The organism is Promineifilum sp. (SeqCode), from assembly GCF_041918635.1.
Taxonomy (GTDB): Bacteria; Chloroflexota; Anaerolineae; order Promineifilales; family Promineifilaceae; genus Promineifilum.
The window spans coordinates 1-16,620 of the sequence record NZ_JAYRVJ010000286.1; the positions used below are offsets into that span (position 1 = coordinate 1).

13 protein-coding genes and 1 pseudogene are annotated in these 16,620 nt (G+C 65.5%); 10 read left to right on the forward strand and 4 right to left on the reverse strand.

Going from position 1 to position 16,620, the window contains the following annotated elements; all coding sequences use genetic code 11:
* Positions 1 to 709 (forward strand): class I SAM-dependent methyltransferase (locus tag ACE3UY_RS09375; RefSeq protein ID WP_374687280.1); only part of this gene is annotated, 709 nt, incomplete at its 5' end.
* A gap of 70 nt (positions 710 to 779) precedes the next feature.
* On the opposite strand, the gene ACE3UY_RS09380 is transcribed toward ACE3UY_RS09375, so the two are convergent.
* From ACE3UY_RS09380 to ACE3UY_RS09390, 3 genes are all read right to left on the reverse strand, one after another.
* The gene (locus tag ACE3UY_RS09380) at positions 780 to 1,202 is read right to left on the reverse strand and encodes a phasin family protein (RefSeq protein WP_374687281.1); all 423 of its coding nucleotides are present in this window, start codon (positions 1,200 to 1,202) and stop codon (positions 780 to 782) included.
* 154 nt (positions 1,203 to 1,356) lie between these two features.
* Positions 1,357 to 2,364, reverse strand: coding sequence for a histone deacetylase family protein (locus ACE3UY_RS09385; protein WP_374687282.1), 1,008 nt, complete (start codon positions 2,362 to 2,364; stop codon positions 1,357 to 1,359).
* 84 nt (positions 2,365 to 2,448) lie between these two features.
* The gene (locus ACE3UY_RS09390) at positions 2,449 to 2,919 is read right to left on the reverse strand and encodes a GNAT family N-acetyltransferase (protein ID WP_374687283.1); all 471 of its coding nucleotides are present in this window, start codon (positions 2,917 to 2,919) and stop codon (positions 2,449 to 2,451) included.
* A 201-nt stretch (positions 2,920 to 3,120) separates the two neighbouring features.
* Between ACE3UY_RS09390 and ACE3UY_RS09395 the strand changes: the two genes are divergently transcribed.
* Together ACE3UY_RS09395 and ACE3UY_RS09400 are read left to right on the forward strand one after the other, a co-directional pair.
* Positions 3,121 to 4,431, forward strand: coding sequence for a LysM peptidoglycan-binding domain-containing protein (locus tag ACE3UY_RS09395; protein WP_374687284.1), 1,311 nt, complete (start codon positions 3,121 to 3,123; stop codon positions 4,429 to 4,431).
* A gap of 15 nt (positions 4,432 to 4,446) precedes the next feature.
* Positions 4,447 to 4,854, forward strand: a complete 408-nt coding sequence (locus ACE3UY_RS09400) for a DUF302 domain-containing protein (protein WP_374687285.1) — start codon at positions 4,447 to 4,449, stop codon at positions 4,852 to 4,854.
* Here ACE3UY_RS09400 and ACE3UY_RS09405 read toward each other — a convergent pair.
* On the reverse strand, positions 4,851 to 5,546 hold the full coding sequence (locus ACE3UY_RS09405) for a type II toxin-antitoxin system HicB family antitoxin (protein WP_374687286.1): 696 nt from the start codon (positions 5,544 to 5,546) through the stop codon (positions 4,851 to 4,853). The genes ACE3UY_RS09400 and ACE3UY_RS09405 overlap by 4 nt on opposite strands.
* Before the next feature lie 222 nt (positions 5,547 to 5,768).
* On the opposite strand from ACE3UY_RS09405, the gene ACE3UY_RS09410 reads away from it, so the two are divergent.
* The 7 genes and pseudogenes from ACE3UY_RS09410 to ACE3UY_RS09440 all read left to right on the forward strand — a co-directional run.
* On the forward strand, positions 5,769 to 7,217 hold the full coding sequence (locus ACE3UY_RS09410) for a glycogen synthase (protein WP_374687287.1): 1,449 nt from the start codon (positions 5,769 to 5,771) through the stop codon (positions 7,215 to 7,217).
* Between the two features lie 150 nt (positions 7,218 to 7,367).
* Positions 7,368 to 10,241 (forward strand): NBR1-Ig-like domain-containing protein, encoded by a 2,874-nt coding sequence (locus tag ACE3UY_RS09415; protein ID WP_374687288.1) that lies wholly within the window; start codon positions 7,368 to 7,370, stop codon positions 10,239 to 10,241.
* Complete coding sequence (gene malQ / locus ACE3UY_RS09420) at positions 10,238 to 11,803, forward strand: 4-alpha-glucanotransferase (protein ID WP_374687289.1); 1,566 nt, start codon at positions 10,238 to 10,240, stop codon at positions 11,801 to 11,803. Before ACE3UY_RS09415 ends, malQ begins: the two co-directional genes overlap by 4 nt.
* Before the next feature lie 81 nt (positions 11,804 to 11,884).
* Entirely contained in the window at positions 11,885 to 12,670 is a 786-nt protein-coding gene (locus ACE3UY_RS09425) for an aminoglycoside adenylyltransferase domain-containing protein (protein WP_374687290.1), read from the forward strand.
* 157 nt (positions 12,671 to 12,827) lie between these two features.
* Positions 12,828 to 14,216, forward strand: a complete 1,389-nt coding sequence (locus ACE3UY_RS09430; RefSeq protein WP_374687291.1) for a dipeptidase — start codon at positions 12,828 to 12,830, stop codon at positions 14,214 to 14,216.
* A gap of 167 nt (positions 14,217 to 14,383) precedes the next feature.
* Positions 14,384 to 16,018, forward strand: a complete 1,635-nt coding sequence (locus tag ACE3UY_RS09435; RefSeq protein ID WP_374687292.1) for an AbgT family transporter — start codon at positions 14,384 to 14,386, stop codon at positions 16,016 to 16,018.
* 133 nt (positions 16,019 to 16,151) lie between these two features.
* Positions 16,152 to 16,620, forward strand: a pseudogene (locus tag ACE3UY_RS09440) (peptidase T); the annotation flags it as partial.

A 16,620-nucleotide genomic window follows, 5' to 3' on the forward strand; every position in this document is an offset into this window, starting at 1 on the left:
CCAGACGCTCTACGCCTACTGGCAGGGCGAGCCAAACGTCGTCGAGATCATCGAGCGCGACGATGGCTGGATAGACGTCTCGGGCTCCAGTGGCCCCCGCGCCTACTTCGCCCCCTTTGAGGAGTGGTCGCCGGTGGAGCGAGCAGCGATGGAGTATGTACGTGGCCGCGTTCTGGACGTTGGTTGCGGCGCGGGGCGCGTCGCGTTGTATCTCCAGGAGCGGGAGCATGAGGTCGTCGGCATCGACGTGTCGCCGCTGGCGCTGGAGGTATGCCGGCAGCGCGGCGTGCGCGACGCGCGGCTGCTGTCCATCACCCAGGCCAACGTTAGCCTGGGCGTTTTCGATACGGTCGTCATGCTGGGCAACAACTTCGGGCTGTTCGGGGATGCACGGCGCGCCCGCTGGCTGCTACGCCGCTGGCGGCGGATGACCGGGCCGGCAGGGCGCATCATCGCCGCGACACTCGATCCCTACCAGACAGACAACCCTGGTCACCTGGCCTACCACGCGCTGAACCGCCGGCGGGGACGCATGGGCGGCCAAGTGCGCATGCGCGTGCGCTTCCGCCAAAGCATCGGGCCGTGGCTCGACTACCTCTTCGTCTCGCGGGATGAGTTGCGCGACATCGTCGCCGGCACCGGCTGGCGGGTGGCCCAGACCCTCGACTCCGACGGCCCCACCTACGTCGCCATCCTTGAAAAAGAATGAAGAATCCGCAGATTTCGCAGATTAAAGAAAGAATCTGCGTAATCTGCGAAATCTGCGGATTCTTCCCCTCTTAATCGACCGGGATGGTCTCGAGGCGCTGGTCAAGTTCGTCCAATTGGCGGGCGACGGCGTCCAACTCAGCTGCGCCGGCGATGCCCAGCCGCTCGCGGGCCGTGCTGGCCACACCCGCAAATGGGGCCAACGCCTTGCCAACCGACTGCTGGGCCAACCCCATAGCCAGATCGCGGCCCATCTCGACCGTATCGCTCAAATCTTGTAGTCGCCGCTCCTTGAGGCTATGGCCGCGCTCTTCAAGGCGGTCGATGTTCCGTTCCACCTTCTCGTAGCGGAACTCCTCGATCTTCTCCGCCGCCAGCGATAGCGCGCCAATCCCGGCGTAGAAGTAGCGCCGGGGCAGGCGGGCCAACCGGGCGATTACCCCCCTGGATTGCTCCGCCTCCAACCGCTCCAGTTCCGCCTGCCACTCATCCATTGACATCGCCCTCGCTCCTTATCAACCCAGGTTGATAAGCGCTTCGTCATAATCGGCGCATACTCTAGCGCGGTGGCCGGCAAGTGGCAAGTAGTATACTGCGTAGTGCACTACAGAGTGCGCATCTGAAGACGCGGATTCTATTGTTGTTGCTCTACGCCAGGATCCCCTCCAGTAGGGCCACACACGCCGCTCGCAGCGCCGGAACCAAGTAGCCCCCCTCCTGCACCAGCAGCATTGGCCAGCCCAGCGCGGCCAGCGCCCGGCCGATGGGCCGGAACGAGGCCGGGGCGAGTCGCAGCCCGCCGTGCGGGTCGCCGGCCAGCGTGTCGAAGCCGAGTGACACGAGCAGCACGTCGGGCGCGTAGCCGGCGATGGCCCGCAACGCGACATCCAGGGCGCGCCGGTAGGCCAGATCATCTGTGTCCGGCGGCAGCGGCAGATTGAGCGTGTAGCCCTGCCCCGCGCCGCGGCCCGTCTCGCGGGCGTAGCCGGCGTAGTAGGGGTACTCGTCCTCCGGATCGGCGTGTAGGGAGCAGAAGAAGACGTCGGCCCGGTCGTAGAAGATGGCCTGCGTGCCGTTGCCATGGTGGTAGTCAATGTCGAGGACGGCCACGCGCCGGCCGCGCCGCGCCAGCCATTCGGCGGCGATGGCGGCGTTGTTCAGGTAACAGTAGCCGCCATAGAGGTCGCGGTAGGCGTGGTGGCCGGGCGGGCGGCAAAGCGCGTAGGCCAGCGGCGCGCCGGCCGCCACAGCCTCGGCCGCCGCCAGCGCCGTCTGCGCCGACGCATAGGCGGCCGACCACGTGTCGGGCAGGATGGGCGTCAGGGTATCGGTGCAGTAGTGACCCAGCCGCGCCCAGATATTGCGGGGAACGTGCTCATAGCGCCCCTTGTCGCGCACGGGAAACGTGTCGGGGACGGCCGGGCGCGGCCCCTCCGGCAGCCGGGCAAAGTCGGCGTAGGCCGTTTGCAGCAGCTCCAGCAGGCCGGCGCTGTGGACGGCGGCGATAGGTTCCAGGCCGAGGTCGCCCGGCGGTTGCGTTGTCGCCCCGCAGTCGGCGGCGGCGGCCAGCAGCGCCTCGCACCGCGCCGGCGCGTCCGGGTGGCCGGCCGGCTCGTGCCGCTCCTGCGCCGCCGCATAGTAAACCGGGAAGGTCACGTTCACTCTCAGAAGAATCATCCGCAGATTTCGCAGATTTGTTCTTCAAATCTGCGTAATCTGCGAAATCTGCGGATGATTTTCTTATAGGGTTAGCTTCATGACGTTCTCGCCGTCGTCCACCTCACCCGTGTTGACGAAGCCCAGGCCAGCGTAGAATGGCTCGGGACCGCCCTCGGCTGGCACGTAGCTGAGCTTCAACTCCGTCGCGTTGGGGCGGGCGCGGACGTGGGCGATCAGCTGCTCCAGCGCGCGCCGGCCGAAGCCGAAGTGTTGGTAGCGGGCGTCGATCATGAAGCGCCACAGGTAGTACTCCGGCGCGTCGGGGTCGTCGTAGAGCATCACGAAGCCCACCGGCGTCTCGTCGGCGTAGATGGCCCGGAACCACGCTTTCGGCTCGAAGTGGGCCTGGGCGACAGAGACGGCGTTGTTGGCGACGAATTGCTCCTGCTCCGGTTTCACCTTCAGCCGCAGAATCGACCGCAGGGTATCCTGGGTGATCTCGCGCAGGGTGACGGCGGCGGCGGGGGTCAGTTGGGGTTGTTCTTCAGTCATGGGCTGAGTCCTCTCCCTGAAAAATAGCGCATTCCGGCGCGGGCGCAACAAAACCCTCTCCCCAACCCTCTCCCTGGGGGCGAGGGGGCAGACTCCCTCTCCCTGTGGGAGGGGGTTGGGGAGAGGGCAAGCGCGATAGCTTTAGAACTCCCTTACACCCCTTGCCCGTCTCTCCGATCTGGCCTATAGTTGCCACTCAGTATGGCACGTCGCATCTACCTAGCCGTCTTTGGCGGACTGCTCCTCCTCGCCATAGGCCATACGGAACGAGCCGAAGCCCAGGCCGGTGACGTCTTGCAGTTGGTCAACCAGGTTCGCGCGGAGTATGGTCTGCCGCCGCTGGCCCACAACTCCGCGTTGGCCGCTGCCGCGCAGGGGCACGCCAACTTCATCTCCTCAGCCGGCGTCTACAGCCACTACGGCGTCAACGGCAGCACCTGGCAGGATCGCGCCGAGGCAGCCGGCTACCCCGGCTGGGCCGGCGAGAATCTCGTCGGCGGGACGAGCCTGACGCCGCAGCAGGGCGTCACCTGGTGGCGCAACAGCGCCACCCACTTCAGCAACATGCTCAACCCGCGCTGGACCGAAGCGGGCGTCGGCTTGTCCGTCGGCAACGGCCAGAACTTCTACGTCATGGTCTTCGGCACACAGAACGAAGGCCCGCCGCCGCGCGAGGAGCAGCAGGTCGTCGACGTGCCGTTCATCGTCGCGCCCATCCAGTTGGCCGCTCCCAACCCCGACGGCTCCATCGTCCATACCGTGCTGGAGGGCCATACCTTCTGGGCCATCGCCGCCCGCTACGAGGTGTCGCTGGCCGACCTGTATCTGTTCAATGGGCTGACGGCCGACAGCGTTTTGAACCCCGGCGATAAGTTGACTATCCGGTTGGCCGACGGCCAACCCCCGCCGCCCACCCCCACCCCGCCGGCCACCCATCGCGTCCGAGAAGGGGAGTCGTTGTGGGTCATCGCCGCCTACTATAAGACCGATCTGGCGACACTGCTCTGGCTAAACGGCCTATCACAGGACGCCGTCGTCCACCCGGGCAATGAGGTCAAAGTACGGCTGCTGCCCGGCGAGGAGCCGCCGCCCACACCCACCCCCCAGTTGACCCACATCGTCAAGAGCGGCGACACGGCCTGGGCCATCGCCCTGCGCTACGGCCTGACGCTGGAACAACTGGCGGCGTTCAACAACATCGCGCCCGACACCATCCTCCAGATCGGGCAGGAGCTACTCGTCCGGCCACCCACACCCACCCCGGAGCCAACGCCGACGACCACACCGACCCTGACCGCCGCGCCGGCCGATCTGGGGGCCGCGGCCCTCAGCGCCGTCCAGCCCACCCCCTCGCCGCGGGCAACCCCCATCGCCATCGCCGCCAACACCCTGCCCGAACCGGCTCCCACCAACTGGCAGACCATCTTCAGCATCGGCGCGCTGATCGTCGGCGTGGGGTTGATCGCCGTGGCCGGAATCGCCATCATGGTACTGTGGCGCAAGGACACGTAGCAAGGAGCCACTCTCATGAGCCAATCCACGACTGACTACGGCATGCGGGCGCGCCTCGACTTGCCCTACGAGGCGGCCATCGAGGCAGCCACGGCGGCGCTGAAGACCGAGGGCTTCGGCGTGCTGACGCAGATCGACGTGAAGGCCACACTGAAACAGAAGATCGACGTGGACTTCAAGCGCTACGTCATCCTGGGGGCGTGCAACCCGCTGCTGGCGCACCGGGCGCTGACGATTGAGCCGGAGATCGGCCTGTTCCTGCCGTGCAACGTCATCGTCTATGAGGACGAGGCCGGCGGCAGCGTCGTCTCCATCATCGACCCGCACACCATGTTTAGCGCCGGTATCAGCCCCGACCTCACGCCAGTGGCCGACGAGGCGGCGGCGCGGCTGCGGCGGGTGCTGGCGGCGCTAACGGCCTAGAAGACCCGACCACTCATGGGGAGCAGCCGGGCGATGTGCCGCGTGTGGTCGCGCGTATGCCAGAGCGTGCGGCGCAGCACCTTGCGGGCCGTCCACGTCTCGCCGCTGAACGTCACTACCCGCTCGTCGCCTATCAAGCGGGGCAGTTGCGTCCGGGTGTTGGCCTGCACGGCTGCCAGCCACAGCCGCGGCGCGGCCGGCGCGTTCTGCCTGTCCAGATCAAGCCCCATCATACCGAAGTACCAGTTCTCGGCGGTGGCGATGTGCATGACGATAGCGGCCACGTCCGACCGCCGCGTCCCCGCGCCTTTCAGCAACTCCGGCGGGATACAGGTCAATACGTCATCCAGATCGGCCACGGCCCACTCCAGCAAGCGCGCCGCGACCGCCACGTCCCAATAGCTGAGGACGCGGCGGTCGTGATCGAAGAAGGCGTTGACCAGATAATCGGGTTGGTCGGTCGCCGGATGGGCGGTGAAGCGTTCCGCCACTTCGACAGCGATAGGCTCCAGAGCCTCGGGTAAGGCGGGGTCGTGGCGATGTAGCCACTGGTAATAGGCAGCAATGGCGTCCGGCGCGGCGGCAATGGCGGCCTCATCGGTGGGGCCGTCACCATAGCAGCCGGGCAGGTCGAGCACCCAGGCCACCCAATGACCCAGCTCGATGTCTTCGACAGCTACACGGTAGCGCATCTGCTCACTCCTATGCGCTCGCGCGTTGCGCCTGAGCGTGCGATTTGATCAACCGCTGTAATCGAGGACAATAGCATAGTCCGTTGGCGACCTGCTGCCGCCACCCGTACTATAGTACTAGATAGTATACAACTAAATTACACGCCGGCGTACTGCGTTCCACCGAGTGTTCCATAGCGTGGGCCGCGGCCGGCCGGCGAACCGAAGCACGAGGCAAATGACATGGCCGAACCATTGCGTATCCTGTTCCTCAGCGCCGAAGTGGCGCCTTTCGCCAAGACCGGCGGGCTGGGCGACATCGGCGGCTCGCTGCCCAAGGCGCTCCACGACATGGGCCATGACGTACGTGTGATGATGCCCGCCTACGCCAATATCGAGGCCGGCTATCCGGGCGTCGGCAGCATGCCGCTGCAACTGAACGTGCCAACCGGCTCGGGCGTCATCTCGGCCGGGGCGTTCGAGGGGCGGCTGCCGGGCAGCGACGTGCCGGTCTACTTCATCGCCGAGCACAACCTGTTTAACCGGCCCAACATCTATGGCTACTGGGACGACCCGTACCGCTTCGCCTTCTTCAGCAAGGCCGCTTTCGAGTTGACGTCACATCTCGACTGGCGGCCCGACCTGTTGCACGCCCATGACTGGCACACCGCGCCGGCCGTCGTCTGGCTGGCAACCGCCGGGCAGGCGGACGACCGCTTCCGCGGCATCGGCAGCGTCTTCACCATCCACAACCTGGCCCACCAGGGCAAGACGAGTTGGAACGTCTTCGAGTACATGCAGTTGTACACCCACGGGCTGGCCGAGGAGGGGTATGGCGAGGTCAACTTCATGGCCCGCGGCATCTACCATGCCAACATCATCAACACCGTCAGCCCCACCTACGCCCGCGAGATCATGACCTACGAGGGCGGGGCCGGGCTGGATGGCCTGTTGCGCCACCGCCAGCGCGACCTGCACGGCATCCTCAACGGGCTTGATTACGACGAGTGGAATCCGGCCACCGACCCGCGCCTGCCCGCGCACTACACCGTCGAGGCCCGCGAGGCGCGCGACGAGAACCGGCGCGCTCTCCAGGCCGCGCTTGGCCTGCCCCAACTGTCGAATATCCCCATCCTGGCCATGATCTCGCGCATGGACTGGCAAAAGGGGTTCGACCTGATGGGCCACGCCATCCATCTGCTGATGAACGGCTACTCCGGCCCGGCGCAGTTCGTCGTGTTGGGCACGGGCCAACCCCACTATGAGAACATGTTTCGCCAACTGGCCGGCTATCACCGCGAGAAAATGGCCGCCTACATCGGCTACCAGGCCAACCTGGCCCCCCTGATCTACGCCGGCAGCGACATGTTCCTGATGCCGTCGCTGTTCGAGCCGTGCGGCCTGGGGCAGATGATCGCCATGCGCTACGGCAGCGTGCCCATCGTCCGGGCCACCGGCGGGCTGGCCGACACTGTGCATGATGGCATCACCGGCTTCACCTTCTACGACTTCAACGGGGATTCGCTCTGGCACGCCATTCAGCGCGCCACCTACGTCTACAACACCGATCGAGAAGGCTGGCGGCGCATCCAGACCAACGGCATGCACGCCAACTTCTCCTGGCAGCGCTCGGCCGAGGCGTACCAGCAACTCTACGAGTGGGCCAGGGCGCAGATGCTCTATCGCGGTTAACAACATCGTTCCCCGTTCGTAGTCAGGCGATTCATCGCCGTTCTTCGCCCAGGTGCGACCCACTTTCTGAAGCGGGTTGCACCTGACAAAACGAGAAACGGCGATAAATCACCTGACTACGAACCACGCTCACAAGGCAGGTAGTATCAAATGCCGGGCGACAACACACCGTTCTTTCTCGCCAACCCGGTGACCACCGGGTTCTTCATCAACGATCCCTTTAACAGCCCCCGCCCCTACGCCAACGGCCGCCACGAGGGCATCGACCTGCGCGCCGTCCGGACCGGAGGAGAGCCGGTCGAGGTCGTGGCCGCGCAGCGCGGCGTCGTCGACCGCATCAAGACCGGCGACACCGGCTACGGCAATTACGTCCGCCTCCGCCACGATTGGCCCGACGGCGTCACCTGGTATACCTGGTATGCCCACCTGGGCGAGATTTTATCCACGTTGGCGACGGGCCAGACGGTGGAACTCGGCCAGCGCCTCGGCCTGGCCGGCACGTCGGGCAGTTCAACCGGCGTCCACCTGCACCTGACGCTGCAACGGCCGGGCGGCGGGCTGGACGGCTACGTTATCGCCGACGTGGTCGACCCGGCCGGCTACTTCCGCGACGTGACCGTGCCGGTCGTAGACGAGATGACTTGCGTGGGCGACGTGACCGCGCCGGACGGGACTACGGTCGAGGCGGGCCAGCCGTTCACCAAGACGTGGCGCGTGCGCAACAGCGGCGCCAGCACGTGGACGAATTGCACGCTGGAGCACTACAGCGACGAGCGCATGGACGGGCCGGGCAGCGCGCCCCTGCCGGCGCTGAAGCCGGGCGAAATCGGCGAAGTCAGCGTCCCCCTCGTCGCGCCGGCCGCGCCAGGCCGCCACCGTAGCACGTGGAAGGCGCGCAACGGTCGCGGCCGCCTGTTTGCTTTCGAGCTATACGTCGATGTCGTGGTCTCGCCCGTCTCCCGCCGCGACGACGCCGTTTTCGTCGCCCACGTGACACTCCCCCCCGGCGCGAGTCTGGAGGCGGGCCAGACCGCGCTGAAGACGTGGCGCGTGCGCAACACGGGCGACACCACCTGGGAGACGGGCTACACACTGGCCCACACGGCCGGCGACCCGCTGGCCGCCGGCGAGGCCAGAGCTACCGGCGTGCCCACCACCCGGCCGGGAGCGACGGCCGACCTGTCCGTTTCTATCACCGCGCCGGCCGCCGCAGGCAACTACCGCGCTATCTGGCAACTGTGGGACGCGACGGGCCGCCCCTTTGGCGAAGAGCTGGCCGTCGAGTTGCGCATCACCGCCGCTCAGCCAGCCGGCGACGACGCGACCAGTGTGGCCGAGGTCACCATTCCCGACGGCCAGCGTATGGCCCCCGCCTCCGGTTTCACCAAGACGTGGCGCGTGCGCAACACGGGCAGCACCACGTGGGGCGACGGCTACAGCCTGGCCTTCGCCGGCGATAACCCCATGAGCGGCCCGGCCGCAGTGGCCCTGCCGCCAGCCGCGCCGGGCCAGGTGGTGGAGGTCAGCGTCCCTCTCGTCGCGCCGGCCGGCCCCGGCCGCCACCGCTCCGCCTGGCAGCCGCGCACGCCTGATGGCGCGCCTTTCGGCGACATCCTGGACGTGGTCATCGAGGTGGTGCGGCTGGGCACGCTCGACAATGCCGCGTTCGTCGCGGACGCCACCTTTCCGGATGGGACGGTGGTAAACGGGGGCGCGCGGCTGGAGAAGACGTGGCGCGTGCGCAACGTCGGCTCCTCGGCCTGGGGGGCCGGCTATGCCCTGGTCTTCGTCGCCAATAACCAGATGAACGGGCCGGACAGCGCGCCGCTGCCCGAGGCCCTGCCGGGTGAGACAGTCGAGGTGACCGTGCCGCTGCGCGCGCCGCTGGCTCCCGGCATCCACCGCAGCACGTGGCGTCCGCGCAACCCGGCCGGGCAGCTCTTCGGCGATCTGCTGTACGCCGAGATTCGCGTACCCGTCTCGTCCACGCCCGGCGCGACGGCCCTGGACGACGCGCAATTGGACGCGCACGTCACTATCCCCGACGGCAGCGAGATCGCCATCGGTGAGACGTTCCAGAAGACGTGGGCCATCCGCAACACCGGCTCCATCCCCTGGTCGACTGGCTACGAACTGGTCTACGTCGGCGGGGCGCAACTGGGCGAGACGACGCGCGTCGCCGTCACGAACGTCCCGCCACAGGGCGTCGCTACCGTCTCCGTGGAGCTGACCGCGCCGATCGCGCCGGGACGGGCCATCGGTCGCTGGCGCATGCGCAACGCCCGCGGCGAGTTCTTCGGCTCGACGCTGTTCGTGTCTATCGTCGTCGTGGAGTCGCCGGCCAAGTATGACCTCCTGCCCTATCTGTGCGGCGACGGCCGGCTGTACGAGATGAAGTACATCTTTGACATGCCCGCCGGACCCATGGTCGGCCAGCAGCGCTTGCAGACGCAGACGGACGGGACGCGCTTCTACCAAACCAAGAACAACGAGTGGGAAGAACTGTGGGCCGATGCGCGCTTCATCTACCGCGGCACGGACACCTCGCCGGGGTCGGGCAACTTCTACAGCCTGATGGACGGCGAGCGCTACGGCGCAGTCTGGGCGCCGCGCCAGATGGCCGTAGGCCAGTTCTACCGGCGCAGCGTCCTCGTCGTCAGCCGGCGCAAGGGCAACTGCATGATGAACGCCAGCCTCTCCGGCCGGCACGTCACCTGGATTCGGCTGGAGTCCATTCAGCAGGAGTGCGTTCTGCCCGACACTGAAGGCCGCCCGGGGCGCGGCTTGCGGCTGAAAGACGTGATCGCGCTGGCGGCGTATGGCGAAGTGGATGGCCGCCTCGCGGCGCAGCCTTTTGAGAGATATTATTATGCGAAGGGGTTTGGTCTCATCATGTGGGAGGGCATCGCCACCGACCACAAGGGAGTCTCTTTCGCCGTTCAATTGCACAATTCGGGCGATCGGCCGGATAATGTGCGGGAGCGGATCCCGTGTTGGGAAGCGCTTCAAGGAGAGAAACGATGAAATTCGAGCGTTCCGCGGGTGTGTTGCTCCACCCCACCAGCCTGCCCAGCCGCTATGGTATCGGCGATTTGGGCGATGGGGCGTACCAGTTCGTTAACTTTCTAGAGGCGGCCCAACAGCAGTTGTGGCAAGTGCTGCCGCTCGGCCCCACCGGCTATGGCGACTCCCCCTACCAGTCGTTCTCGGCCTTCGCCGGCAACCCCATGCTCATCAGCCCCGACCGGCTGGTGAGCGAGGGTTTCCTGCCAGCCAAAGTTGTGGCCGAGGCGCCCTCGCTGCCCACGGCCGAGGTGGACTTTGGCCCGGTCATCGAGTACAAGACCGCCCTGCTGCGCGCCGCTTACGAGCACTTCCGCGACCACGGCGACGAGGAGCGACGCGCCGCGTTCGACGCCTTTTGCGCCGAGGCCGCTTTCTGGCTGGACGACTTCGCCCTGTTCATGGCCCTGAAGGAGCACCACAAGGACGTGGAGGGCGGCATGTGGGCCAAGTGGCCGAAGCCCATCCGTACGCGCCAGGCCAAAGCCCTGAAACAGTGGACGAACGAGTTGAGCGACGCCATCATGCTCCAGAAATACCAGCAGTTCTTGTTCTACAAGCAGTGGCTGGAACTGAAAGCCTACGCCAACGAGAAGGGCATCCGCATCATCGGCGACATCCCCATCTTCGTCGCCTATGACAGCGCCGACGTCTGGTCGCATCCAGACCTGTTCTACATGAATGACGACGGTTCGCCCTCGGTCGTGGCCGGGGTGCCGCCGGACTACTTCAGCGAGACGGGCCAGCGCTGGGGCAACCCGCTCTACCGCTGGGATGTCATAGCCGCCGACAACTACCAGTGGTGGGCGCAGCGCATCCAGATCAACCTGCTCCAGGCTGACATCGTGCGCATTGACCACTTCCGCGGCTTCGAAGGGTATTGGGAGATTCCCGCCTCAGAGCCGACGGCCGTCAAGGGGCAGTGGGTTAAAGGGCCGGGCATCCCCTTCTTCGAGGCGATGCAAGAGCAGCTAGGCGAGTTGCCCATCATCGCCGAAGACCTGGGCGTCATCACGCCGGAAGTCGAAGAACTGCGCGACCGCTTCGCAATGCCCGGCATGAAGATCCTCCAGTTCGCCTTCGGCGGCGAGCAGAACAGCGACTTCCTGCCCTTCAACTACACCCGCAACTCGGTCGTCTACACCGGCACGCACGACAACGAGACGACGCTCGGCTGGTACCTCAACGCCAGGGAGGCGGAGCGCGACCACGTGCGGCGCTACCTGCAAGTCAGCGGCCGGGACATCGTCTGGGACCTCATCCGGCTGGCCTACGCCTCGGTGTCGGCCATGGCCATCATCCCCATGCAAGACCTGTTCGTGCTGGGCAACGAGGCGCGCATGAACTACCCCGGCAAGGAGGGCGGCTGGTGGCGCTGGCGCTACACGCGGGAGATGTTCGCCGCCCGCGCTGAGGGCATCGCGATGGGGCTGGCCGATCTGGCCCACCTCTATGGTCGCGCCCCGGTGAAGCCGGAGGAAGAGGAGATAGAAGAAGAAATGGCTACGGATCAAGACGGTTAGAACGGATGAGGACGGCGCAATGGCTTGCGTCGTCCTCATCTGTCTTGTCCGTCCTAATCCGTAGCCATTCTTCGTCGTTGCATGCTCCCCGTCACCCCCTTTCCCGACGTAGACGCTCTGCTAGAGGAGTTGCTGCAGGGCGCGCGGGCCGTCCTGGGGGAGCAACTGATCGGCCTGTACCTCGACGGCTCACTCGTTCTGGGTGACTTTGACCCGGCGCGTAGCGACGTGGACTTCCTGGCGGCCATCGCCGATGACTTGTTCCCGGAGACAGCCGCGCAACTGGTCGAGATGCACCGCCGATTAGCTGCCAGCGGTCACCCCTTCGCCGCGGAACTGGAGGGCAGCTACATCCCCCTGCGCGCCCTGCGCCGCCACGATCCGGCCGGCGCGACGCACCTCAACATCGAGCGCGGCCCGGACGAGGTGCTCCAGCCCAAGCTGCACCACACCGATTGGGTCATCCACCGCCACATCGTGCGCGAACACGGCGTGGCGCTGTTCGGCCCGCCGCCGGCGACGCTCATCGATTCCGTCTCACCCGACGACCTGCGCCGGGCGACGGCCGGCGTCCTGCGCTCCTGGTGGGCCACGGCGGAGGCGGCCGACGCCCTCCGCCGCGCCCACCCCGGCTACCGCGCCTACGCCGTGCAGACGATGTGCCGGGCGCTCTACACGCTGGAACACGGCGCGGTGGTCAGCAAGCCGGCGGCGTGCCGGTGGGCGCTGGCGTCACAGGACGGGCGCTGGCGCGAACTCATCAAGCAAGCCATGTATGGGGAGCTAGCGGCTGAGGCAACGAGTGAAACAGTGTCGTTCATCGGCCATGCAGTGGGCAAATCTCGGCATTGGCATCCGGCCCTTTGACTCGCTTCACCATCCACATTATGCCAAAACTGGTATTTTTGTCAGGTGACAACCCGACAAAAAGCCCATATAATATGGTCTAAAGTCGTCCGCTTCACAACGTCATAACGTCGCGGCCTGATATTGAGTAGCTAACCACGGAGGTAACATCATCGCAATGACCCACATCAGTGACGCGCCGCGCGCCTATTCGCGCACCCACGCCGACACGTTCCGCCAACAACTCCACGAGTTCCTGCGTATTCCCAGCATCAGCGCCGACCCGGCCCACGCCGGCGACATGCAGCACGCCGCCGAGTGGCTGGCCGCCGACATGCGCGCTGCGGGGCTAGACAACGTCGCCATCATGCCCACCGCCGGCCATCCCGTCGTCTATGGCGAGTGGCTGGGCGCGGGGCCAGACAAGCCCACCGTCCTCGTCTACGGCCATTACGACGTCGTGCCCGCCCTCATGGAAGACGGCTGGCACACCGACCCGTTCGAGCCGGTCGAGAAGGACGGCAAGATTTACGCCCGCGGCGCGACGGATGACAAGGGGCAATTATTCATCCACGCCAAGGCGCTGGAGTCCTACCTCAAGGCCAACGGCAGCGCGCCGGTCAACGTCAAACTCTTCATCGAAGGCGAGGAGGAAGTCTCCTCCCCTAACCTGGTTCCCTTCATCAAGGAGCACCTCGACCTGCTGAAGGCCGACGTGTGCATCATCAGCGACACCTCCATGCGCTCCATCGAAGAACCGGCCATTCTGCACAGCCTGCGCGGCATGACCTACATGGAAGTCGAGGTGGACGGCCCGGCCAATGACCTCCACAGCGGCCTGTGGGGCGGCGCGGCCCACAATCCGGCTCTGGCCCTGGCCCAGATCGTTGCCAAGCTCTACAACGAGGACAACACCATCGCCGTGCCCGGCTTCTACGACGACGTGGTGCCCCTGACGCCGGACGAGCGGGCCATGATCGCCAAGACCGACCTCAGCGAGGATGACTACATGGCCTCCACCGGCGTGCCGGCCGTCTGGGGCGACGCGGCTTTCAACATCCGCGAGCGCATCGCCGCCCGGCCGACGCTGGATATCAACGGCATGTGGAGCGGCTGGACCGGCCCCGGCCCCAAGACCATCGTCCCGGCCAAAGCGGGGATGAAGATCAGTTCGCGGCTGGTGGGCAACCAGGACCCGCACCAGATCTTCGAGTTGGTGAAGCGCTACATCGAGTCCATCGCCCCGCCGACCGTGAAAGCCGAGGTCAGGCTGCTGACGACCGGCAAGGCGGCACTGTTCCCGTTTGACATCCCGGAGATGCAGGCGGCGGCGCGGGCCTATGAGCGCGGCTGGGGCGCGACGCCCATCTTCACCCGCGGCGGCGGCAGCATTCCTGTCGTGGCCGAGATCGCCGACCTGATGGGCATCCCGGTGGTCATGATGGGTTACGGCCTGGACGACGACGGCCTGCACTCGCCCAACGAGCGCTTCAGCGTCGAGATGTTCCACCGGGGCATCGAGACGGCCATCGTTTATCTGGAAGAGTTGGCGAAGCTGCGTTCGTAGTCAGGCAATTCATCGCCGTTCTTCGCGCCTGTAGCGCAGCCATTCCTGGCTGCGGCGGCCGAACGCAGCCAGGAATGGCTGCGCTACGAGAATAGATTGAGCGCGGGCAATTTATCGTGTTATCAAACGACCTTTATTCACCGCTGAGGAATCAATAGGAGAAGACCATGTCTACTGTCGCTGCAGGTGGGCCGAAGAAAACCGGCGGCTGGTTGGGGACCATCGAACGTATCGGCAACAAAGTGCCCCATCCGGTATTGATGTTTCTTTATTTGATCATCGGCGTTATCGTCCTTTCGGCCATTCTCGACTGGGCCAATGTTAGCGTCACCGAGCAGATCGCCGTGCCTGTGGCTCAGGAGACGGATCTAAGCTTCTACGAAGATAGCACGGAAGCACAAGAGCTATTGCCCGCCGAGCCCTACGACACGGATTTCGAGATTCAAGAGCAGACGATAGCCATTCGCAGCCTCTTGACCGTGGACGGCATCCGCTTCATCTTCACCTCGTTCGTGTCCAACTTCGCCGGCTTCAGTGTGGTGGCCGTCGTCTTCATCGCCATGATGGGCGCGGGCGTGGCCGAAGAGGCCGGGCTGATGGCCGCGCTCATCCGCAAGCTGGTTGCCGTCTCGCCGCGCTGGCTGCTGTCGTTCATCATCATCTTCGTCGGCGTCCTGTCCAGCGTGGCCACCGACGCCGGCTATCTGATCCTCATCCCGCTCGGCGCGGCGGCCTTTCTGAGCGTCAAGCGCCACCCGCTGGCCGGCGTGGCCGCGGCCTATGGCGGCGTCAGCGCTATCTTCGCTGTCAACATTCTCGTTACTCCCCTCGACGCGATGCTGACTGAGATCACCAACGAGGCGGCTGCCCTGGGCGGCGGCGCTCCCCTTACCCTGATCTCCAACTTCTACTTCCAGATCGCGTCGTCGTTTATCCTAAGCGTCGTTGCCGCGCTGATCACCGACCGCATCATCGAGCCGCGGCTGGGGGTCTATGAGGCTGCCCAGACCGAGGCCGGCGACGCAGCCGCCCACGACGCGACCGGCGAGGGGCGCGGCATGCGCTATGCGGGCCTGGCGGTCCTGGGCTACGTCGTCTTCATTCTACTGCTGACGCTGCCGTCCGGCGCGCCCCTGCGTGACCCGGAGACGGGGGCCATTATCGGCGCGACGCCCTTTATGGACGCGCTGCTGTTCATCATCACCATCCTCTTCTTGATAGCCGGCATCGCCTACGGTCGCGGGGCCAAGACGCTGACGACCGCCAACCAGGTCATCGCCGCCGTCACCAAGACGTTCTCCGGGCTGGCCGGGCTGGTCTTCATGCTGTTGATGATCAGCCAATTCATCGCCTACTTCAACTTCAGCAATATGCCCAACGTGATCGCCGTGGCTCTGGCCGGCTTCCTGGAACAGGCCAACATCAGCGCGATCCCGCTGCTGATCGGCTTCATGGTCGTCATTATGTTGCTGGACATCATCATCCCCGGTTCCATGCCTAAATGGGCCATCTTTGCGCCCATCTTCGTGCCGCTGTTCATGCGCCTGGGCACGGCCCCGCAGACGGTGCTGGCCGCCTACCGCGTCGGCGACTCGCCCATGAACGTCATCACGCCGCTGATGGTCTACTTGCCCTTCATCCTCACCGTGGCCCAACGCTACCAGAAGGATACTGGCATTGGCACCATCATCGCCCTGATGTTGCCCTACACCTTGATCCTGGCCGTGGCGTGGATCATCCTGTTCGTCCTGTGGTACGTCCTTGGCATCCCGTTGGGGCCTGGCTACCCCGTGGGTGTCTAAGAGATCAAGAGATTAAACACGGATGGGACGCGGATTGAACGGATTATACGGATTGAAATAATCGCGAAAAGATTCAATCCGTTAAATCCGTATTATCCGTGTCCCATCCGTGTCTAATTCTGGAGAGGCAATTATGACCATGAATTTCGAGCGCGAGGTCGAGGAGCGCTTGGTGCGCTACGTCCAGATCGACACGACAGCCGACGAATCCTCCCCCACCTCGCCCAGCACCGAACGGCAGTACGACCTGCTCAACCTCCTCCTCGAGGAACTGAACGAGATCGGCGCGCAAGACGTGCGCCTGACCGATTACGGCGCGGTTCTGGCGACCATCCCGGCCACCGTGGCCCACGACGTGCCCACCATCGCCCTGCTGGCCCACGTGGACACCAGCCCGGCCTATAGCGGCGCGAACATCAAGCCCCTCGTCCATCGCAATTATCAGGGCGGCGACATCCCCTTGCCCGACGCCCCGGAGCAGGTGCTCACCTACGAAAATTCGCCCTACCTGAAGGATCGGATCGGCGACGACATCGTGACCGCCAGCGGCACGACGCTGCTGGGCGCGGACGACAAGGCGGGCGTGGCGATCGTCATGGCCG